Below are 20,283 nucleotides of genomic sequence, written 5' to 3' on the forward strand. Positions count from 1 at the left end.
ATCGTAGCTTTGAAAACTTTCTAACCAACCTGCTCTCTGCTTTAATTGCCTATTCCTTTTTAGATAAGAAACCGAAACTCAACCTGGAAGAAATTGTTGATGAAAGCCATGTTTGCAACTTCGCTTAGCTCGAACTGACGTGGTTATAATATTTTCCAAAGTTCGGAACTTTGGAAAAGGTTGAGACCGATAAGTGCAACCGATCCTTCTTCAAAAAAAAAAAAACTGTTCTGAAAGAACTAAATAGAAATAACCGTGTGTGAAGCGCACGGAAAGTTCTGCCGTGATACATCAGCCCCGGAGGGGTTGAACATATTTCAACAAACGATGTAGGGAGCAATGACTTCCAAAATAAGTTACGGCTAAAAACCAGATGATTAAAGCTACATTATTCAACCCCTTTAGGGCTGAAGCCGATGCTGTTGAACTACCACCGGTTAGTACCGGTGGTTAATTAAATTTTGTCCTTTCAGGACACCTTGCGGTATTACATCAAAGGCAGAAGAAGCCAAACCATGCGCCTTCTGTAAAAAGATAGTGTACCAGCCCTAAATAACAACCGGCAAAAAAGCTTGAGCACACCTCCTTTTTACAATAGCGAGGGATAAAACAAACGAGCACACCCAATAAAAGGAAAAGCGGTATGTAAAATATGTTGAGCATACATATTTTCTTTCCGAGCAAGGCCGTTTTTATGCTGAGCATACATACTTTTTCGCTGAGCAATGATACAAATATGCTGAGCATACATACTTTATCAAAAAGCAAGCCTACCTATCTTTTGTTCAATACCGCTTTTTTTGTAATTTAAACAGCCAAACCACCGTAACACCGCTTCATGAAGCCCTCAATTCAATCTTCAGCTTCATTCGTTGTTCGGTGAAAAGTTAAATTCCTTGAAAAAGGAAAAATATTAATCTTAAAACTTTACGATATGGGAAAAAACCAATCGATGAACGATGTAATGGAACGCTGCCGCATAAAAATATGGAATGCAGCGGAAGACGAAGTTATCAGCACACGTATTGCTCCATTTGGCTACACAGCCGAAAAAATGGACAGTTTGAAAAACCTGTACAACGAAACAGAAGCACTTTTTGCCAAACAAAAGCAGGAAACAGGCGAGTGGAGAAATGCCAGCGATGCATTTTCCGAAGCCAAAGAAAAAGCCAGGGGTGATTTTAAGGCACTTCGTAACAAACTTAAATTCTTCTATCCGAGCACATCGCATGAGGCCACTAAACTTGAACTGTACCGCGACGATTTTAGCCGTTATGCTGATTTTGTAAGTGGTGCAAAGTATTTCTATCAAACCTTACTAAAAAATGCTGAAGTAATTTCACGGTTACTGCCATTTGGGTATACCGTAGAATCGATCAGCTCTCTGGCAGAAGATATCAACAGCCTTGATGGACTAAAAGAGGTGCGCGAACGGGAAAGTGGAGATGCTCAGGTTGCTACACAGGAGCGAAATACGAAACTCGATGAGTTGGAAGAAGCCTGTAACGAACTTACCCGTTTGGCAAAATTAATTTTTGAAGACGATGAAGCACAATACCTTGAAAAATTAGGAATACTGGTTCGTTCATAAACCATATTACTACCTGTTATAAGCCGCTAGCTGTAATCGCCAGCGGCTTTTTTATGCTTCGGTATAACTTTGTACAAACGCCCTTTTCTCTTTTTCGGTGAATTTGATACCAAAACTTTCCAGTTCGTCCAAAATTGGTTCATAAATATCGGGATGCGTTGGTATATAGATTCCACGATGGTTCAGTTTATCGGTTAGAAATAATTTGGCTGCAACTGCGAGCGGTAAACCAACGGTTTTTGCCATGGCTGTTTTCTCTCCCGACTCGCCAATTACCACCAACGAGCTGTTCTTCTCCACTTTTTCTTTGGTGTCGCGATCAAGGTATTCAAACTTGTGCCACATCACGATCATGTCTTTATCTTCGGGCATCAACTGCCATTTCTCCGAAAGCAGTTTTTCCATTACCTGGGCTGGCGTTGCACGTTTTAAGCCAATTTTTCGGTTATCAAAGATTCCCAACCACTCAAGCTTCGGGATGATCTCCGAATCCATAGGAATTTGCATCGAATGGTACAGTTTCAGATCGACAGTTGCAGGATGGTAATACAAAAAGGAGTTGATAAACTCGCGGTAAGTCATGTCTTCCACATTGTCGATGTAGTGATCGTCGCTGGTAGCTCCCAATTGCACAAACACATTCCACGCCTTACAAAAACCCGGACGACGTAAAGTACCCCGGAAAACAGTGGGTACTTCCTGCAATCCATATTTATCGATATAACTCATCGAATCGCGGTTGGCGTAGCCTTCAAACCAGCCATAATCATCAATTTCAATCAACTCCGTTCTGCGAAATAAACGGTTGTACGGAATGTATTTTACCTTTCCTTTCTGAATAAATTTTGCAGGTCCGCCCTGCCCTGCCAACACCACATTTCGCGGATTCCAGCTAAACTTGTAGTGCCACGGGTTATCATCCGATTCGGGCGCGACCAAACCACCGGTAAACGACTCAAAAGCTTGCAACTGATGGCCTTCCTTTTTAATCTGGTTTATCACACGCATGGCTGACATGTGATCCAAACCAGGATCCAAACCACATTCGTTTAGAAACAACAAGCCTTTACTTTTCACGTCCTCTTCAACCTGTTGTATCTCTTTACTCTCGTACGAAGCGGTAAACAGGCTTTTCGAATATTTCAGGCAAGATTGCATCACCAGTTTATGAAAGCGTGCAGGCAACATGGAAATTACCAGGTCGGCTTCGCGAACTTCCTGATCGCGGGCAAATTCATCGCGCACATTCAAAATGGAAAAAGCCAGTTTTAACGATTTGGCTAAACCGCTTTCTTCGGCGTCAACAACTTTTATGTGCCAGTTGTATTTTGATGCGCGTTCAGCCAGGTAAGTGAGCAAAAATACGCTCGACCTACCGGCTCCAAAAATTAATATGTTTTTCATACTTTTTAGCTATTAGCTACGAACCCTGTTATTTATTCATCGGATGACTTGAAGTCATCCGATGAATATCTTCCAATTTCGGGGCTTCGTTCGTCAATTTACATTCACCCAGTGAAATAATGCATCGCATTACATCTTCGATTTATTTCACACATTAAACTCAATTCCCTGAGCCAACGGAAGCTCTGTACTATAATTTATGGTGTTTGTTTGTCTGCGCATGTAGGCTTTCCAGGCATCGGAGCCCGACTCGCGACCACCACCTGTTTCTTTTTCGCCACCAAAAGCGCCGCCTATTTCGGCGCCCGACGTACCGATATTTACATTGGCAATTCCGCAATCCGATCCTTCGTGCGACAGGAATTTCTCGGTTTCCAACATATGGGTTGAGAAAATTGCCGATGATAATCCCTGCGGCACATCGTTGTGTAAACGAATGGCCTCATCCAGATCGGAATAACGAATCATATAAAGTAGTGGAGCAAATGTTTCGTCCTGAACGATTTCGTAATGATTTTCTACTTCGGCGATACTTGGAGTTACAAAACAACCTGATTCGTAACCTTCTCCCGAAAGTACTTCTCCGCCAATCAGTATTTTCCCACCTTCAGCTTTTACTTTCTCAATAGCAGCCAAATAAGTATCCACAGCCCAACGATCAACCAGCGGACCAACCAATGTTTTCTCATCCAAAGCATGACCGATAGGTAAATTTTCATATATAGCTACCAGGCGCTCTTTAAAATTATCGTAAACCGAATCGTGAACGATAATCCGGCGGGTGGAAGTACAACGTTGACCGCAAGTACCAACTGCTCCAAAAACAACCGCCCGAAGCGCCATTTCCAAATCGGCCTCAGGAGTGATTATTATGGCATTGTTTCCGCCAAGTTCCAGAATTGTTTTTCCCAGACGCTGACCAACAAGACCGCCAACTTTTTTACCAATTTTTGTTGAGCCGGTAAACGACACCAACGGAATATTTTTGTCGCTAAAAAACTCGTCGCCCAATTCGCGTGAACCTGCTGCTACCAGACTCAAAACGCCTTCATGAATAGCATTTTCTTTTAAAACTTTAGCAACAATATTATGAACGGCAATAGCACATAAAAATACTTTTGATGATGGTTTCCAAATAACGACATCACCCGCTACCAAAGCGATCATTGCGTTCCATGCCCAAACAGCAACCGGGAAGTTAAACGCCGAAACCACACCCACAATTCCAAGCGGATGATACTGGTCGTACATACGGTGCTTTTCCCGCTCGGAATGCATGGTGAAACCATATAGCTGTCGCGACTGACCAACAGCAAAATCGCAGATATCAATCATTTCCTGCACCTCGCCCAAACCTTCCTGGTAGATTTTACCCATTTCGTACGACACCAATTTTCCAAGCGGCTCCTTGTATTTGCGAAGTTCCAAACCAATCTGGCGCACAATCTCGCCACGTTTGGGAGCAGGCACCATTCGCCACACTTTAAACGCATCTTTTGCTTTTTCCACCACTTCGTGGTAGTCGGCAGCAGTTGCCTGATTGACGGTTGCAATCAATTCTCCATCCGATGGCGAAAACGATTCAACAGCTGCACCGGACGTTGTTTTCCATTCGGTTCCGGTGCAAACACCATTATTAACTTCACTAATTCCTAACTGTTTTAATTCTTTTGAGATGTCAATTTTCATTGTCTTTATTTTTTAGTTGTTCTTTTTCGTTTTAAATTTTCATCACCCCTTTGCCTATCGGCATTTCCCCTCAAGGGGAAAATCCCATCAAGCTAATGCTAAATATATTACTACACCTTTTCTAATATCATTGAAAGCCCCTGACCAACTCCAACACACATAGTGCAAAGCGCATATGTTGAGTTTGAATTTTGCAACTGATAAATTGCTGTTGTAACCAAACGCGCTCCCGACATTCCCAGCGGGTGTCCGAGTGCAATCGCTCCGCCAAGCGGATTCAGTCGTGGATCATCATCTGCCATTCCAAACTCACGGATGCAGGCCAGCGATTGAGCGGCGAATGCTTCATTTAATTCGATAATATCCATCTGATCCAGTCTCATTCCCAATCGTTTTAAAAGCTTATTGGTGGCAGGTACCGGTCCAATTCCCATCGTACGTGGTGGTACACCAGCTGCCAGCGTGCCCAAAATTCTGGCTTTCGGAGTAAGATTGAACTTCTTAACTGCCGCTTCCGAAGCTACAATTACAGCTGCAGCCCCGTCGTTAATGCCCGATGCATTGCCTGCAGTAACTGTGGCTCCCGGTCCATAAACCGGATTTAATGATGCCAGTTTTTCGAGCGATGTTAACCGCGGGTGTTCATCCATTTCAAAGCATATCGGATCTCCTTTTCGCTGCGGAATAGAAACCGGAATTATTTCCCTGGCCAGTGCCCCGTTTTGCTGAGCTTCAGCCGTTTTCAACTGACTGTTGTGTGCAAAACGATCCTGATCTTCACGACTTATCCTGAATTCTGTGGCCAGATTTTCTGCCGTGCAAATAAGCGGGTCTGTTCCATATTTTTCCTGAAACTTGTTGTTCACAAAACGCCAGCCGATGGTTGAGTCATATATTTCTACATTTCGCGAAAAAGCCTCTGTAGCTTTTGGCATTACCAATGGCGACCGCGACATATTTTCTGCTCCGCCGGCAATCATCAGCTCCGCCTCGCCTGCTTTTATGGCGCGAGCTGCCATTCCAATGGCTTCTATGCCCGAGGAGCACAGACGGTTTACTGTTACTCCGGGAACCGACTCCGGCATTCCAGCCAAAAGCAAAGCCATTCGGGCAATATTCCGGTTGTCTTCTCCTGCCTGGTTGGCACATCCCATTATTACATCATCAAAAGCTGCCGGTTCGATCTGATCGTTCCGCTCCAGCAAAGTTTTTATTGGAATGGCCGCCAGATCATCTGCCCGGATCGCCGACAGCGAACCTCCATATTTTCCAACCGGTGTGCGTATCGCATCGCAAATAAAAACGTCATTCATATTTTAGATTTTAGTATCGAGACTTTGAGTACTGAGAAGAAATAGGCAAAAAGCAAAATGACAGTAGGCTATTCTTCAACCTGTACCTTGCAAATCTCAAATCGTTATTCGTTAATCTCAAATCGTTAATCATTATTTAGTTTTTCAATCCTTGGTTTAAATGTTGTGAACGCCCGGTGCAATCCTTCAGAGAGTCGGTCAATTTCCTTTTGTGTCATTACCGTTGAAAGCATACACGAAAAAGTGTTGATCATCAGCGTATTTTCTTTGTAATACATATAATCCAGCAATTCATTAACCAGCTTTTTGCCTTCTTTGTCCATATAAGCCTCACGGTAAGTTGTTGGCGGATCGGGACGAAGATGCATCCTGAACATTGAACCGGCGCCGGTAACCGAAACCGGAACATCAGCAAGTTTTATCACTTCGCGAATCTGTTTAACCGCCACATCTGCAAGTAGATTTAGCTGCCTCACCGCTTCCGAATCATAATACTTCATGGCCTGATAACCAGCAGTCATAGTAATCGGATTTGCCGAGAATGTTCCGGAATAAGGCAATAAAAGATTCTTTTCGTGCGGATCGAAAACCTGCATCACATCGGCTCTTCCGGCAACAGCACCAACAGGAAATCCGCCGCCGATAATTTTCCCAAGCGACGTTAAATCCGGTTTCACCGAATAATTTTCCTGTGCCCCGCCATAATTTACCCGAAAAGTTATCACCTCATCAAAAACCAGTAAAGCCTCGTTTTTCCGGGTCCAGCTGTAAAGCGCTTCTATAAAATCATCCTTCCCGGGAACCAGACCTACGCGGTGAGGAACAGGATCGACGATAACACAGGCAATATCTGACGCATGTTTATCCAAGATATTCAGCGTTCGCTCAATGTTGTTGTACGGATAAATAACCACGTCTTTGGTTACAGATTGTGGTGTTCCATGAGCAAGTGCAACACTGCTGGGCTGATCTTCCTTCCCCCAATTTGTTGGATTTGCCATTTGACTCACCTCCGCAAAATCGTAAGTACCATGATAAGCGCCTTCGGCTTTTGCAATTTTTGGCCGGCCGGTAAACGCCCTCGAAGCTTTTATCATGGCCATTACCGCTTCGGTACCCGAATTCATAAAACGAATACGCTCAAAACTCTGCACGCGTTCGATCAGGTGAGTGGCAAAAGCAACTTCAATTTCGGAAGCGAGCGTGTAAGCCGTTCCTTTCTTCAACTGTTCGATAACCGCATCGATAATTGGCGGAAACGAATGCCCGTGAATTAATGCTGCCATATTATTGGCGAAATCGGTGCGAACTGTGCCATCAATATCGGTAATGTAACAACCTGAGGCACTGTTGGCATAATTCGGATAAGGCATCCGAAAAACGGTATTCCGGCTTACCCCGCCACTTATTACCTGACGCGCCTTGTTATATATTTCTTCGCTATTTTCTTTTTTAGCCATCTTTCTGTACTTACTGATTTATTTCTGATGCAACGTTGCTTCGGTATGTTTCTGCAAAAAATCGAAACTCACTCCGGGAGCGAGTTCCCTCACGTAAAGCTGTTTCTCTTTGACATCAATTATCGCATAATTGGTATAGATTCGACTCACCACATTTTTCCCTGTTAAAGGATAAGTACACTGTTTTACAATTTTCGATTCGCCGGTTTTGGTCGTGTGTTTTGTGATCACATAAATGGTTTTCACCCCGGCCACCAAATCCATAGCACCTCCCACAGCTGGAATATCATTTGGATTTCCGGTAGACCAGTTGGCCAAATCGCCTTCTTCCGAAACCTGGTAAGCTCCCAACACACATACATCGATGTGGCCGCCGCGAATCATTGCAAAACTGTCGGCATGATGAAAATAAGCTGCGCCGGGAATAGCTGTGACGTATTTTTTGCCTGCATTCACCAGCTCCGGATCTTCACTACCCACATCAGCGACTTTTCCCATACCAAGCAGACCATTTTCGGTATGATAGATCACTTCGCGACCTTCAGGAATAAATCCGGCTACCATTTCAGGAATGCCAATCCCTAGATTTACATACGCACCATCATGAATATCCATGGCAACTTTTTGTGCCATTTCGCCGGTGCTCCAACCTATAATTTTATTGTCTGATTCCATGGTACTTTACATTTTCGGCAACCAGTTTCGATTCATCTGCCGGATTGGAAATTTCCACTACGCGATGAACAAAAATTCCCGGTGTTACTACATGTTCCGGATCAATAGTTCCAAGCTCAACCACCTTTTTGGCTTGAACGATGGTAGTTTTTGCAGCCATACACATTACCGGCCCAAAATTGCGGGCTGTTTTGTTGTAAATGAGATTGCCGTACTTATCGGCAGCAGCACATTTCACCAAAGCAAAATCGGCTTGAATAGCTTCTTCCATTACGTATTGCCGACCATTAAACTCGCGAACTTCTTTCCCTTCTGCCAAAGGAGTATTTACAGTTGCCGGTGTATAAAATGCCGGAACTCCTGCGCCGCCTGCACGAATGCGTTCAGCTAACGTTCCCTGAGGCACCAGTTCCAACTCGATTTCACCGGCCCGGTATAACTCGGGAAAAACAACTGAAATAGCAGTACGCGGAAAAGAGCAGAGAATCTTTTTAACCTGACGGTTTTCGATAAGTGCTGCCAGCCCAACATGCCCGCTTCCAGCGTTGTTGCTTACCACTGTCAAGTCTTTTGCTCCCTGATCAACCAACGCGTGAATAAGCTCCACCGGACTACCGGCTTCTCCAAAACCACTTATCATTACGGTTGCTCCGTCAAAAATTCCGGCAACCGCTTCTTTTGCCGAATTCACGATCTTGTTAATCATGGCTTGCCATTTTTAACGATTCTTTTTTCAAAGCCTCTTCCAGTCTGCCCTCAATCTCTTCCAGTTCTTCTTCGTAGAAGTATTTGTCAGCCTTGTAAGGCTTTAATTTTTCTATCGTATTTTCCTGCTCGTCATACTCTGCAAAATATACGCGGTCCATCCACTCCATGTTCCGGGCTTCGTTGAATTTGAGTACAAACACTTTTTCGCCATCAATCTCGGTTGTTCCCATCAGGGAAGTTTTTCCGGCAGAAGAAGTCATGGTGATATAACGTGACGGACGATTTATCGACGCCAGACTACGATACACCTTATTGAATACTTTTGTGATATCGGCTAAAGGCGCCGTAAAATGATGATGCTCGCCTGTTGGCCGTGCGCAGTACATCGAATGGAAACCAATTCCAACCATGGCCAGTACATTGCCCAAATCTATCCAGTTTTGTGACGAACGATCAACATCCACTTTCCCATTTTCATCTTTATACAAACTAATGGTGTTCATAATCGGACTTTGGCTCTTCACTTTAATGCCGTATTCTTTTAGTCGCTGAATGGCGGCAATTGCCCCAGGATTCAGGATTTCGCGCGGTGTTGATGTATGTGACATCCAAACTACCTGAACACCATTTTCAACGGTCATTCTCAGCAGTTCCAGTATTTCTTTGAATTGATCGGTCAGCAAATGCTCAGGATGAAAAGTAATAGCCCGTGAGCCGATTCGCAGCGTACGGATATGCAAAAGCTCGTCATCTTCCAGAATTGGCGTGAGGTATTCTTTTAAACGCCTGTAAGAAATGTACCCAGCATCTCCACCTGTAATCAAAATGTCGGTGACTTCCTTGTGCTTTTTCAGGTACTTGTGCACCTGGTTGATATCACGCTGCACAAACATGTCCTCGTCTCCGCGAACCTGTGCATGCCGGAAACAATAAGTGCAAAATGCAAAACAGTTTTGTGTTCCGGCATCCAGAATCAGTTTAATTGGCGGGTACTTGTGCTGGCTTCCTTCCAGAATTTCTATTTGCCCCTCTTCGTTATAAAAGAAAGGTTTGTTTAGTTTCTGTTTCCCGTCGTGCGGATTGGTTTTTAACTGGTAGGCTTCAACAACTTTTCGTCGTTCATCATCGCTGTCGGCGTCCAGGTATTTCTGTACATCCGCTTTGTTAATCATATCAGGCTGCGGAAATACGAGGTAATAATTCGGATCATTTTTATAGTTGCTCCAATCAATTGTATTCAGAATATGTTTGGTAGCCATAAAACGATAAACTTCAAGAAAAAACTCGCGTTCTTTTATGTTGTCGAGCTCTACACCGTTAGCTTTTAGCACCTGTAAAATTTCGCGAAAACCGTTTAATCCTGAGTAATGTGTTTTTCCTTTAAAAAGTGGGTCCTTTTGTTTTGAAAACCGGGAATACTGAGGATAACATTTTTGTAAACGCCGAACTAAACCGGCAGGCAAAAGGTCCTCGTTATTAATGGTTTGTATTGTTTCGGGCGTAAAATCGTAAGCACGCATCATTTCTGCAATATTCAATGACTCCTTCGTACTAATCATCTCTTTTGATATTAAAAGTTCATATTGAAAATTTCATAATACACACAATAGCACATACACAGTTGTATACGAACCATGTTGTACGGCTGTTGCGCTTCATTCCGAATCCGTCTTATCGACACACCGATTTGAAAGGAATTAATACAGTAAAAAACATTGACAAGCGTCAATAAGAGTTATGGAATAAAAATAACTGCGGTTGCAGCTAATGTGAAACCGTATCATCATCGAGGCACTCCGGCATGCCTAGATAGAAAAATACAGGACATGAATACGATTGTACCATGTGCACAATTTATAAAAATTTGAGTCAGAAGCCCATGATTTTTACCATAATTTATAAAAATGGTAGATATCATCTTTTGTTCAGTAAATTTTTAGCAACTTAAGGGGCTGAAAAAAAGAAGTTTATTGCATCAATTAAAAATCCATTTTTTTTGATCAGGACAATAAATTCAGATAGAAACCAGGGTGAAAATTATCGAACGAATTTCTATTAATTTCGTTTGAATAATTGGAAACAAACAGAAAGCAGAAAAAATGAAACGAGCATGAAAAAGACTGTCAGAAATAGGCATTATAACTATCATGCGAGTTCCATCTTATGCCTTTTAAAAACAATTTTAATACGATGAAAGTACTATTACTTGGCGCCGGGATGGTAGCCAAACCACTTGCCGATTATATTCTTGAAAACCAAATAGAATTAACCATTGCCAGCCGCACACTTGCCAAAGCCGATAAATTAATAAGAAACCGTGCCAACGGCAAAGCGCTGCAATGGACCACCGATGATCTTACTCAACTTGATCCGCTAATTGCATCTCACGATTTAACCGTAAGTCTGCTGCCTTATGCCTATCATGTAACAGTTGCCAAACTGTGTATTAAACACAAAAAAAACATGGTAACAACATCGTATGTGTCTGAAGAAATGAAGGCACTGGACGCAGAAGCGAAAAAAGCCGGTATTATTGTTCTGAACGAGATTGGTGTTGATCCGGGATTTGATCACATGACGGCCATGCGAATAATCGACAAGCTGAAAGACAAAGGTGGTAGGATTAAAGAATTTTACTCGTTATGCGGTGCATTGGCTGCTCCCGAAGAAGCTGACAATCCGTTCAAATACAAATTTTCATGGTCGCCAAAAGGTGTGATTATGGCCGGAAATAACGGCGCAAAATATTTAAAAGGTGGAGAAGTTATTGAGCTCCCCTCTGAAAATCTTTTTAAAAATCCACTAAAAATTGATTTCCCCGAAATTGGAGAGATGGAGGTATACCCAAATCGCGACTCGCTGGCGTATATCGATATCTACGGATTGAAAGATGTTGCAACCATGTACCGCGGAACTTTCCGTTACCCTCACTGGTGCGAAATTATGGATGCCATAAAAACACTTGGATTGGTTACGTACGACAAACAAAATTTTGCCGGAAAAACCTATAAAAAAATTATGGCACGCCAGCTGGATGTTTATCCGGCAAACATTAAAGAAAAAGCTGCTGAGCGACTGCGGCTGCCAATTGACAGCCCGGCAATTTTAGCAATGGAATGGTTGTGGCTTTTCAGCGATTATATGGTTGCAATGGACGAAGGCTCAAACTTTGATATGGTTGCCGACCTGATGCTCAAAAAAATGATGTTGCCCGAAGGTGCCCGCGATATGGTTATTATGCTTCACTCGTTTTTGGTTGAAAATGCCGACGGAAGCACCGAAGTTGTTAAATCACGACTGCTTGATTTTGCCACTAAAGAAGATACATCGATTGCGAGAACTGTTGGGTTACCGGCAGCCATTGCAGTTAAAATGATTCTGGATGGAAAAATTACAAACAAGGGCGTTCAAATTCCGGTTTCGAAAAGTATTTATGAGCCTGTTTTAACAGAACTGGAGAAACTTGGAATTGCCATGAAAGAAGAATGGGGCTTAAAAGAATCGGCAAAAATCAGTTGCTGATATGAAATAGAGGATAATATAAGGAAAACAAAAGCCCGGCCAGTGGCTGAATTTTAAAGCCTCTAGCATACTTATTGTTCCTTTCTGAACAAGTTTGCGAAAGCCATTGTAAACGGGCAACGAAGTTTTTTGTATTTTCCCCAATTAATTTCTACCTCATGGAAACAAGCAAAAAGATTTATATTTTCCTGATCCTTATCACAATTGTTGTGGTTTGTATTTATGCCCAGTCAATTATTATCCCGTTTATTTTGGCCATTCTGTTTTGGTTTCTTATCCGGGTAATTAAAAAGTTACTGGTGAAAGTGAGATTCATTGGCCGTATGCCCAAATGGATCATCACCCTGTTTTCAGCATTGGTATTGATTGGCTTTTTGACACTGGCCGTTACCATGATTTCGAAAAACATTAAAACGCTGTCGACTACCTTACCGGTATACGAAGCCAACGTAAATAAAATAGCCCAGCAGATCAACCAGCAATTCGAAATCGACCTGATGAATATGGCCGGAAATTTTGCTAAAGACCTGAACTTCGGGAGCATTCTTTCATCGCTGTTAAGTACCTTAACAGGGCTGTTTGGTAACGCATTTACCGTATTACTTTATCTTTTGTTTTTATTGCTGGAAGAGCCAATATTTCCTAAAAAGCTAAAAGCAATGTACCCTGACAAGAAACGTCATGAGCATGTAAAAAAACTGGTTGATAAAATTGATCACTCCATCGGAAACTATGTGGCACTGAAAACCCTGACCAGTCTCCTTACCGGTTTTCTGAGTTATTTTGCTTTGCTTTTTATTGGTATCGATGCGCCGCTATTTTGGGCCTTTCTCATTTTTGTGCTCAACTTTATTCCCACCATCGGATCGCTTATTGCCACTGCATTTCCGGCCATATTCGCCATATTACAGTTCGGCGAAATCACTCCCGGAATTTTAGTCCTCTCAATTGTTGGCGCCATTCAATTGGTTGTTGGCAACTTTATCGAGCCTAAATTAATGGGCAATTCACTAAACATAAGCCCGCTCGTGGTATTTCTTACACTGGCCATTTGGGGTGTAATCTGGGGAATTTCAGGCATGTTATTAAGTGTACCAATCACTGTTATCCTCATCATTATAATGTCCGAATTTCCGGGCACACGTCCGTTCGCCATTTTATTAAGCCAACGCGGCACCATTAACGAATAAAATCTGTTTTAAGAAAATGAAACAACCACTAGTAGCTCCAAAAACCGGAGACTCTGATCCGGAATTACAACAATTAATCGAGTTTTACGAAGAAACGCTTGGTTTCTGTCCCAACAGCGTAAAAACCATGCATCACCGGCCGCGAATTGCCTATGCTTTTATAGAAATGAATAAAGCCGTGATGGAAAACAAAGGTCGGGTTACCAGTGCGTTAAAACGAATGATCGCCTATATTAGCAGCAATGCAGCGGGCTGCCGTTATTGCCAGGCACACGCCATACGAGCTGCAGAACGTTATGGTGCTGAACAGGAAAAACTCGACAATATTTGGGATTATAAAACACACGCAGCATTCTCTGAAGCTGAACGGGCCGCCCTTGATTTTGCATTTGCAGCATCCATTATACCAAATAGTGTTGATGACCAAATTGCAGAAAACTTAAGAACATTTTGGGATGAAGGTGAAATTGTAGAGATTACCGGAGTAGTTGCTTTATTTGGTTATCTCAACCGTTGGAACGATTCTGTGGGAACCGAAATTGAGAGCGGAGCAATAGATTCGGGGGAGAAACTGCTTGGCAAAAAAGGTTGGAATACAGGGAAGCACTCGTATTGATAATACCGTTGCAGACCTGTCATCCGTCAACAAATTTTTCTTTTCATTTTTCCAACTTTGTACTTCTAAATTTTTAGATAATGAAAACATTAGCAGCGTTAAAGCCACAGCCTCTTTTTAATTATTTCGAAGCCATTTGCCAGGTACCACGGCCATCGAAAAAAGAGGAAAAAATCAGACAATATTTACTCGATTTTGCCCATGAAAACAAACTGGAAGCACACACCGATAAAATTGGGAACGTAGTAATTAAAAAGCCTGCCAGCAAAGGAATGGAGCAGGCTCCAACTGTTATTCTGCAAACGCACATGGACATGGTTTGCGAGAAGAATTCGGATAAAATTTTTGATTTTGATAACGACGCCATAGAGCCTATCATAGTTGACGGTTGGGTAAAAGCCAACGGAACAACATTGGGAGCCGATTGCGGGATTGGTATTGCAGCCCAACTGGCTGTACTTACGTCAAAAGAACTAAAACACGGCCCAATTGAATGTTTGATAACAGTGGATGAAGAAACCGGATTAACAGGAGCTTTTAACCTGCAACCCGGCTTTTTATCCGGTTCGGTTTTACTGAACCTCGACTCGGAAGACGAAGGCGAACTGTTTATTGGTTGTGCCGGAGGAATTGACACGCTGGCTACTTTTGATTACGAGCAGGAAGAGACAGATAAAAACTCAATAGCAATAAAAGTTTCAGTTAGCGGACTTTTGGGAGGACACTCGGGCGACGATATTCATAAAAACCGTGGAAATGCCAACAAAATCCTCAACCGCTTTTTATGGAATTGGAACGAGGATTTTGAAATACGCCTTGCCGATTTTAACGGCGGAAATTTACGTAATGCCATTGCCCGCGAAGCTTTTGGCATTATTACCATTCCTGCCGGAAAAAAAGATGAAGTATTGACTTCTTTCTACAAAATGGCGGCTTCGATAAAAGATGAATTCCAGTTTGCCGAGCCAAAATTGGAAATCAATTGTGCAGAAGTTGAACTACCTGCTTTTGTTGTTGATTCCGATACGCAGAACAAACTTTTAAATGCAGTGTATGCTTGTCCGCACGGTGTTTTGGAAATGAGTTCGCGTATGCAAGATATGGTGGAAACTTCAACCAACCTGGCCTCGGTAAAATTTACCAACGACAATAAAATAGTGGTAACTACCAGTCAGCGCAGCGAAATTGAAGGTCGTAAATATTATGCCGCCGAAACTGTAAAATCGGTTTTCAACCTTGCCGGGGCAAAAGTAAAACACAGCGACGGTTATCCGGGCTGGACACCAAATCCGAATTCTGACATTTTAAAAACCACTGTTGATTCTTACAAAAAGCTGTTTGGTGTTGAGCCGGTTGTTCGCTCGATTCATGCCGGACTGGAATGTGGATTATTCCTTGAAAAATACCCGCACCTCGACATGGTTTCATTTGGGCCAACCATCAAAGGAGCTCACTCGCCCGATGAAAGACTGGACATCTCAACCACTGAAAAATTCTGGAAACACCTGGTTGATGTGCTTGAAAATATAAAATAATCTTTGCAGGAAAAATCTGTTTCTATTTTAGAGCCTCTTTTGAAACGTCACCCTGAAATTGTTTCAGGGTCTACACTCAATTGTATTCAGATTCTGAAACAAGTTCAGAATGACGTATGTGGTAATTGAGATTCAGCTTTTTATTCTTTATTAAAATAAAATGATCTTAATGTAATGCTGCTACCTGAACTTTCAGGATTCTTTTTTTCGATAACCCTGATCTGCAGCGTATGCTTTCGGTGTTTCAAATCCTTATCCAACGTAAAACCTTTTAATGTTGCAGCTGGCTTATTTGAATAAACATCCAATTCAAACCAGGGCTGTCCGTCAAGGCTGTATTCAACTATTCCCGAATTGTTATCAGAGTAAACCAAAATTCCAACCGCAGTTCCTTTAAAACGGAATTTGATAATCTCCCCCGGATATTCCCCTTTTAGCACATTCTCTTCCGAAACGTTTGTCATCTCCCAACCTTTTATGGGCTTTGGCGGATCGGGCGATATAAAAACCGGGTTTGGAAAATCTTTCCCGTCAATCAAAGTTGATACTTTCTGGTCGGTTTGTGCCTGTGTAGTTAAACCCAAGACTAGCAATAAAAAGATCCCCACTATTCGCATGATTCAGATGATTTGAAAAGCTGAAGGTAACAAATTCATTCTTTCCATTCAATTTTTTCCTTCCAGTCGCGTCGTCCCGGCGAAGGAAAATCCATCATTACCTGGCCAACATAAAAGAATCCCAAACTTTTCTGGTTGTTTTCCAGCTCCAGTAATCCATCAAACAACTCAATAAAACCCGGTGTTGCCCAAAAGGCTGCCAGTTCCATTTCGGTGGCAGTTAACCACATATTTTGCACGGCCATTGATACCGCGGCAATTTCTTCCCATTCGGGTAAACGCCCGGCCGAATCGGGCTGCAAAATTACCGCTATGGCAACAGGTACACGCTCAATTGTTGATGCAAATTTTTCAATTTTCTCTGACGCAACCGGATAACCTTCCTTTTGCTTTTCAAGTAACAAAACCCTCGCATCAGCGGCCAGTTTGGCTTTGGCTTCGCCACGGTACACTTTAAAGCGCCAGGGTTCTGTTTTTTTATGATTGGGCGCCCAGTTGGCACTTCTTAATAACTCCTCAACGGAGCCGCTTGGCAAATCTTTTTTTGCAAATAAACGTGGCGGTGTTGCTCTTCGGTTTTTTATAATTTCTATAACTGACATATAGTTTTTTTAAGAAAAACACAGTTCCCCTAAAAAAGTTGAATGATTTTGCAAAGCCATTAAGCCGCAGGAAAGGATTGAAAAAGATTGATGGAGATTGATGAAAGATTGATGTTTAAAATTAAATAGGCATCTCCATCCGATCACATAAAACTATTAATCAATTACTACCCGCATCCGGGAACAGCTTTCGCTCTTTCCCGAAACGACAAACAAGTAAACTGTAAACTGAGACTGAAAACTATTCCTCGTCTTTGGTATAACCTAAAATTTTAAACATTTCATCTGCCGATTGCTCGTTACGATACACATAATCGAAGAAATTACCTTTCTCATCGCGATCGATAATTACGTGTTTTGGCGCCGGAATCAAACAGTGCTTAATTCCGCCATAACCACTAATGGCATCCTGGTATGCTCCGGTGTGGAAGAATCCGAGGTAAAGCGGCTCCTTATCATCATCTGAATAGGCAGGAAGTAAAACCTCCTGGTTGAAGTCTTCCGAGTTGTAATAATCAGAATGGTCGCAGCTGATACCACCAATATTGGCACGTTTGTATTCGTTATTCCATTTGTTGATAGGCAGTAAAATAAACTTTTCGAAAATCGACCACGAATCCGGGATGGTGTTCATTAAGCTATTGTTAATGATGTACCAGCTTTCGGTATCGTTTTGCTGTTTTTGCTCCAGCACCTCGAAAATGATCGCTCCACTTTCGCCAACCGTATATTTTCCAAACTCGGTGTAAATATCCGGATCAGGTAAATTTTCAGCCGAGCAGGCTGTTTTTATATTCGAAACAATTTCTTTGATCATGTACTCGTAATCGTACTCAAAACCCAGGTGGTTACGAATTGGAAAACCACCTCCGAGGTTAAACGAATCGAGCGTATCGCATTGTTTTTTCAGCTCCACATAAAGCTTCATTGCTTTTTGGAACTCGCCCCAGAAATACAGACTGTCTTTAATTCCCGAATCAACAAAAAAGTGAAGCATCTTGAATTCGATGTTCTTTTTTCCTTTAATGTTTTTCTCGAAAAATTCAGGAATTTTGGTATGCCTGATTCCCAAACGCGAGGTATAATAAGCCGACTGCGATTCCTCGTTAATCGCCATTCGGATACCCACTTTTACCTTTTCGCCATTGGCCAGTTTCTCAATTCGGTCCAGCTCGTTAATACTATCCAGAACAATAATATTATTCTTAAAACCAAGGCGTTGCAACTCTATAATCTTCGTCAGGTATTCCTGTGTTTTATAGCCGTTATGAATGATTTTCCGGTTCTTATCAATTTTTTTATCCTTAAACAGATGAAGAATCAGATCAATGTCGTACGATGATGAAGTTTCGAGGTTTACATTATGTTTTAAAGCCTCGTTAACAACATGCGAAAAGTGGTTACATTTTGTACAATAACAATAATAATATTTGCCGGTATAATTGTTCTTTTTTATGGCCTTGTTAAACAGGTTACGCGATTTTTTGATTTGTTCCCCAATTTTCGGCAGATATATAAATCGAAACGGGGTTCCGTATTTTTTAATCAGATACTTTAGAGAGATCCCGTGAAACGTTAACGAATCTCCTCGTAAATCAAAGCCTTCCTGCGGGAAGTAATAGCTTTGCTCAATCAAATCAAAATAAGTATTCTTCATCTACGTAGCCATAAAATTTATTAGTGTTTTTGTATTTATTTCAAAGCGCAAATAAAAATATTTTTTTTGAATAATTGCGCCATAAAATGAATTCCGCACAATCACTCTCCTAATTTAATGTTCCAAACAAATTGAAACGTTCTTTCAAAGTAAAAAAATTACACGCACCAATCAAAATTATCCGGCCAAACAACTTATAAAATGCGTCTGAAACATAGGAATCCTTAAAATCCGGAAACAACAAACTTCTGATGTAATTTCTTTAAACGGAAGCCCAATAAGGTTACCGTTTTTTAACCCTACACCATTTGTATTAAAATCTTTATTTTCGAAAGTTTTACTCATCAAAAAAAATGCTTAATTTGTCTCTGATTTTTTTGTAATCTTCATACGAAATTACAATATTCATGTGAATATGTTTTATGTTATTGAATTAAAATGATTGTATAAGAAAATGAGTAAAGTTTTAATAATTGGAGCAGGAGGTGTTGGTCGCGTGGTTGCCAGCAAGTGTGCAGATAACCCGGAAGTTTTTTCAGAAATTTTATTGGCCAGCCGTACTGTCTCGAAATGCGATGTAATTGCAAAAGAAGTTGGTAAAGGCAGAATTAAAACGGCCTCGTTAAATGCCGATAATGTTGCCGATACTGTTGCGCTGATAAAAGAATTTCAACCCAAATTGGTTATCAATGTTGCACTTCCCTACCAGGATCTTCCGATTATGGATGCCTGTTTGGAAACCGGTGTAAACTACCTTGATACTGCCAATTACGAACCCAAAGACGAAGCTAAATTCGAATACAGCTGGCAATGGGCTTACCACGATCGTTTTAAAGAAAAAGGTATTATGGCTGTGTTGGGTTGCGGATTCGATCCGGGCGTAACAAGTATTTATACTGCCTATGCAGCCAAACATCATTTTGATGAAATGCACTACCTTGATATTGTAGATTGCAACGGCGGCGACCACGGAAAAGCATTTGCCACCAATTTTAACCCTGAAATTAACATTCGCGAAATCACACAAAACGGACGTTACTGGGAAAATGGCCAATGGGTGGAAACCGAACCTTTTGAAATTAAAAAGGCGCTGAATTACCCAAATATCGGTGCAAGAGACTCATACGTTCTTTATCATGAAGAACTGGAATCGCTGACTAAAAACTTCCCAAGTTTGAAACGCGCACGTTTTTGGATGACTTTCGGCCAGGAATACCTGACTCACCTGCGTGTGATCCAGAATATTGGAATGAGCCGCATTGATCCGGTAAAATACAAAGGTATTGACATTATTCCGTTGGAGTTCCTGAAAGAGGTACTTCCAAATCCGGGAGATCTTGGCGATAACTACACCGGTGAAACATCTATCGGATGCCGCATAAAAGGTGTAAAAGACGGCGAAGAGAAAACCTACTACGTTTGGAACAACTGCAGTCACCAAAAAGCATTTGAAGAAACCGGTACTCAGGGCGTTTCATACACCACCGGTGTTCCTGCAATGTTGGGTGCCATGATGGTACTTACCGGAAAATGGCAGGGCAAAGGCGTATTTAACGTTGAAGAATTCGATCCGGATCCGTTTATGGAGAAAATCGGAGAACACGGTTTGCCGTGGAACGAAGAAATTAATGGCGATCTGGAAGTGTAACAACATACTTGCTTCGAGCCCCGGGTTAATAACTTGGGGCTTTTTATTTAACTGCA

The 20,283-nt window shown here is 41.9% G+C and carries 16 protein-coding genes; 6 read left to right on the plus strand and 10 right to left on the minus strand.

The genetic code is table 11. The annotated features are described in order from the left end of the window. Positions 1 to 934: 934 nt before the first annotated feature. Complete coding sequence (locus ABZB17_RS03225) at positions 935 to 1,591, plus strand: hypothetical protein (protein WP_372648077.1); 657 nt, start codon at positions 935 to 937, stop codon at positions 1,589 to 1,591. A gap of 51 nt (positions 1,592 to 1,642) precedes the next feature. Here ABZB17_RS03225 and ABZB17_RS03230 read toward each other — a convergent pair whose 3' ends face one another. The 7 genes from ABZB17_RS03230 to ABZB17_RS03260 all read right to left on the minus strand — a co-directional run bounded on the left by ABZB17_RS03230 (position 1,643) and on the right by ABZB17_RS03260 (position 10,399). Next, a complete protein-coding gene (locus tag ABZB17_RS03230; RefSeq protein WP_372648078.1) occupies positions 1,643 to 2,995 on the minus strand; it encodes a saccharopine dehydrogenase C-terminal domain-containing protein in 1,353 nt (450 codons plus the stop codon). Positions 2,996 to 3,142: 147 nt separating this feature from the next. Then, a complete protein-coding gene (locus tag ABZB17_RS03235) occupies positions 3,143 to 4,684 on the minus strand; it encodes an aldehyde dehydrogenase family protein (protein ID WP_372648079.1) in 1,542 nt (513 codons plus the stop codon). Between the two features lie 110 nt (positions 4,685 to 4,794). Next, positions 4,795 to 5,997, minus strand: a complete 1,203-nt coding sequence (pcaF, locus tag ABZB17_RS03240) for a 3-oxoadipyl-CoA thiolase (protein WP_372648080.1) — start codon at positions 5,995 to 5,997, stop codon at positions 4,795 to 4,797. A gap of 125 nt (positions 5,998 to 6,122) precedes the next feature. Further along, positions 6,123 to 7,457: an aspartate aminotransferase family protein gene (locus ABZB17_RS03245; protein ID WP_372648081.1), complete on the minus strand. Its 1,335-nt coding sequence runs from the start codon at positions 7,455 to 7,457 to the stop codon at positions 6,123 to 6,125. Between the two features lie 18 nt (positions 7,458 to 7,475). Further along, positions 7,476 to 8,132 carry a 3-oxoacid CoA-transferase subunit B gene (locus tag ABZB17_RS03250; protein WP_372648082.1) on the minus strand — a complete coding sequence of 219 codons (657 nt, stop codon included), beginning with the start codon at positions 8,130 to 8,132 and terminating at the stop codon, positions 7,476 to 7,478. Further along, complete coding sequence (locus ABZB17_RS03255; protein WP_303918888.1) at positions 8,116 to 8,838, minus strand: 3-oxoacid CoA-transferase subunit A; 723 nt, start codon at positions 8,836 to 8,838, stop codon at positions 8,116 to 8,118. The genes ABZB17_RS03250 and ABZB17_RS03255 overlap by 17 nt, the downstream gene beginning before the upstream one ends. Next, a complete protein-coding gene (locus tag ABZB17_RS03260) occupies positions 8,831 to 10,399 on the minus strand; it encodes a hypothetical protein (protein WP_372648083.1) in 1,569 nt (522 codons plus the stop codon). Before ABZB17_RS03260 ends, ABZB17_RS03255 begins: the two co-directional genes overlap by 8 nt. A gap of 604 nt (positions 10,400 to 11,003) precedes the next feature. On the opposite strand from ABZB17_RS03260, the gene ABZB17_RS03265 reads away from it, so the two are divergent. The 4 genes from ABZB17_RS03265 (at position 11,004) to ABZB17_RS03280 (ending at position 15,703) form a co-directional block, all read left to right on the plus strand. Further along, on the plus strand, positions 11,004 to 12,362 hold the full coding sequence (locus ABZB17_RS03265) for a saccharopine dehydrogenase C-terminal domain-containing protein (protein WP_372648084.1): 1,359 nt from the start codon (positions 11,004 to 11,006) through the stop codon (positions 12,360 to 12,362). 158 nt (positions 12,363 to 12,520) lie between these two features. Then, complete coding sequence (locus tag ABZB17_RS03270; protein ID WP_372648085.1) at positions 12,521 to 13,552, plus strand: AI-2E family transporter; 1,032 nt, start codon at positions 12,521 to 12,523, stop codon at positions 13,550 to 13,552. Between the two features lie 16 nt (positions 13,553 to 13,568). Continuing rightward, a complete protein-coding gene (locus ABZB17_RS03275) occupies positions 13,569 to 14,168 on the plus strand; it encodes a carboxymuconolactone decarboxylase family protein (RefSeq protein WP_372648086.1) in 600 nt (199 codons plus the stop codon). An 80-nt stretch (positions 14,169 to 14,248) separates the two neighbouring features. After that, positions 14,249 to 15,703, plus strand: coding sequence for an aminoacyl-histidine dipeptidase (locus tag ABZB17_RS03280; RefSeq protein ID WP_372648087.1), 1,455 nt, complete (start codon positions 14,249 to 14,251; stop codon positions 15,701 to 15,703). 140 nt (positions 15,704 to 15,843) lie between these two features. Here ABZB17_RS03280 and ABZB17_RS03285 read toward each other — a convergent pair whose 3' ends face one another. The 3 genes from ABZB17_RS03285 to ABZB17_RS03295 all read right to left on the minus strand — a co-directional run bounded on the left by ABZB17_RS03285 (position 15,844) and on the right by ABZB17_RS03295 (position 18,579). Continuing rightward, the gene (locus ABZB17_RS03285) at positions 15,844 to 16,320 is read right to left on the minus strand and encodes a hypothetical protein (RefSeq protein WP_372648088.1); all 477 of its coding nucleotides are present in this window, start codon (positions 16,318 to 16,320) and stop codon (positions 15,844 to 15,846) included. A 35-nt stretch (positions 16,321 to 16,355) separates the two neighbouring features. Further along, a complete protein-coding gene (locus ABZB17_RS03290; protein WP_372648089.1) occupies positions 16,356 to 16,922 on the minus strand; it encodes a nitroreductase in 567 nt (188 codons plus the stop codon). Positions 16,923 to 17,163: 241 nt separating this feature from the next. After that, positions 17,164 to 18,579, minus strand: a complete 1,416-nt coding sequence (locus ABZB17_RS03295) for an arginine decarboxylase (protein WP_303918907.1) — start codon at positions 18,577 to 18,579, stop codon at positions 17,164 to 17,166. 454 nt (positions 18,580 to 19,033) lie between these two features. On the opposite strand from ABZB17_RS03295, the gene ABZB17_RS03300 reads away from it, so the two are divergent. After that, positions 19,034 to 20,227 carry a saccharopine dehydrogenase C-terminal domain-containing protein gene (locus ABZB17_RS03300; RefSeq protein ID WP_372648090.1) on the plus strand — a complete coding sequence of 398 codons (1,194 nt, stop codon included), beginning with the start codon at positions 19,034 to 19,036 and terminating at the stop codon, positions 20,225 to 20,227. The last annotated feature ends 56 nt before the right edge of the window (positions 20,228 to 20,283 follow it).

This window comes from Draconibacterium sp. (genome assembly GCF_041583095.1).
GTDB lineage: Bacteria > Bacteroidota > Bacteroidia > Bacteroidales > Prolixibacteraceae > Draconibacterium.

Excerpts from the sequence above, each read along its gene's own strand:
- ABZB17_RS03225 (WP_372648077.1), top strand. The coding sequence starts at position 935 with ATGGGAAAAAACCAATCGATGAACGATGTAATGGAACGCTGCCGCATA.
- ABZB17_RS03230 (WP_372648078.1), bottom strand. The coding sequence starts at position 2,995 with ATGAAAAACATATTAATTTTTGGAGCCGGTAGGTCGAGCGTATTTTTG.
- ABZB17_RS03235 (WP_372648079.1), bottom strand. The coding sequence starts at position 4,684 with ATGAAAATTGACATCTCAAAAGAATTAAAACAGTTAGGAATTAGTGAA.
- pcaF (WP_372648080.1), bottom strand. The coding sequence starts at position 5,997 with ATGAATGACGTTTTTATTTGCGATGCGATACGCACACCGGTTGGAAAA.
- ABZB17_RS03245 (WP_372648081.1), bottom strand. The coding sequence starts at position 7,457 with ATGGCTAAAAAAGAAAATAGCGAAGAAATATATAACAAGGCGCGTCAG.
- ABZB17_RS03250 (WP_372648082.1), bottom strand. The coding sequence starts at position 8,132 with ATGGAATCAGACAATAAAATTATAGGTTGGAGCACCGGCGAAATGGCA.
- ABZB17_RS03255 (WP_303918888.1), bottom strand. The coding sequence starts at position 8,838 with ATGATTAACAAGATCGTGAATTCGGCAAAAGAAGCGGTTGCCGGAATT.
- ABZB17_RS03260 (WP_372648083.1), bottom strand. The coding sequence starts at position 10,399 with ATGATTAGTACGAAGGAGTCATTGAATATTGCAGAAATGATGCGTGCT.
- ABZB17_RS03265 (WP_372648084.1), top strand. The coding sequence starts at position 11,004 with ATGCCTTTTAAAAACAATTTTAATACGATGAAAGTACTATTACTTGGC.
- ABZB17_RS03270 (WP_372648085.1), top strand. The coding sequence starts at position 12,521 with ATGGAAACAAGCAAAAAGATTTATATTTTCCTGATCCTTATCACAATT.
- ABZB17_RS03275 (WP_372648086.1), top strand. The coding sequence starts at position 13,569 with ATGAAACAACCACTAGTAGCTCCAAAAACCGGAGACTCTGATCCGGAA.
- ABZB17_RS03280 (WP_372648087.1), top strand. The coding sequence starts at position 14,249 with ATGAAAACATTAGCAGCGTTAAAGCCACAGCCTCTTTTTAATTATTTC.
- ABZB17_RS03285 (WP_372648088.1), bottom strand. The coding sequence starts at position 16,320 with ATGCGAATAGTGGGGATCTTTTTATTGCTAGTCTTGGGTTTAACTACA.
- ABZB17_RS03290 (WP_372648089.1), bottom strand. The coding sequence starts at position 16,922 with ATGTCAGTTATAGAAATTATAAAAAACCGAAGAGCAACACCGCCACGT.
- ABZB17_RS03295 (WP_303918907.1), bottom strand. The coding sequence starts at position 18,579 with ATGAAGAATACTTATTTTGATTTGATTGAGCAAAGCTATTACTTCCCG.
- ABZB17_RS03300 (WP_372648090.1), top strand. The coding sequence starts at position 19,034 with ATGAGTAAAGTTTTAATAATTGGAGCAGGAGGTGTTGGTCGCGTGGTT.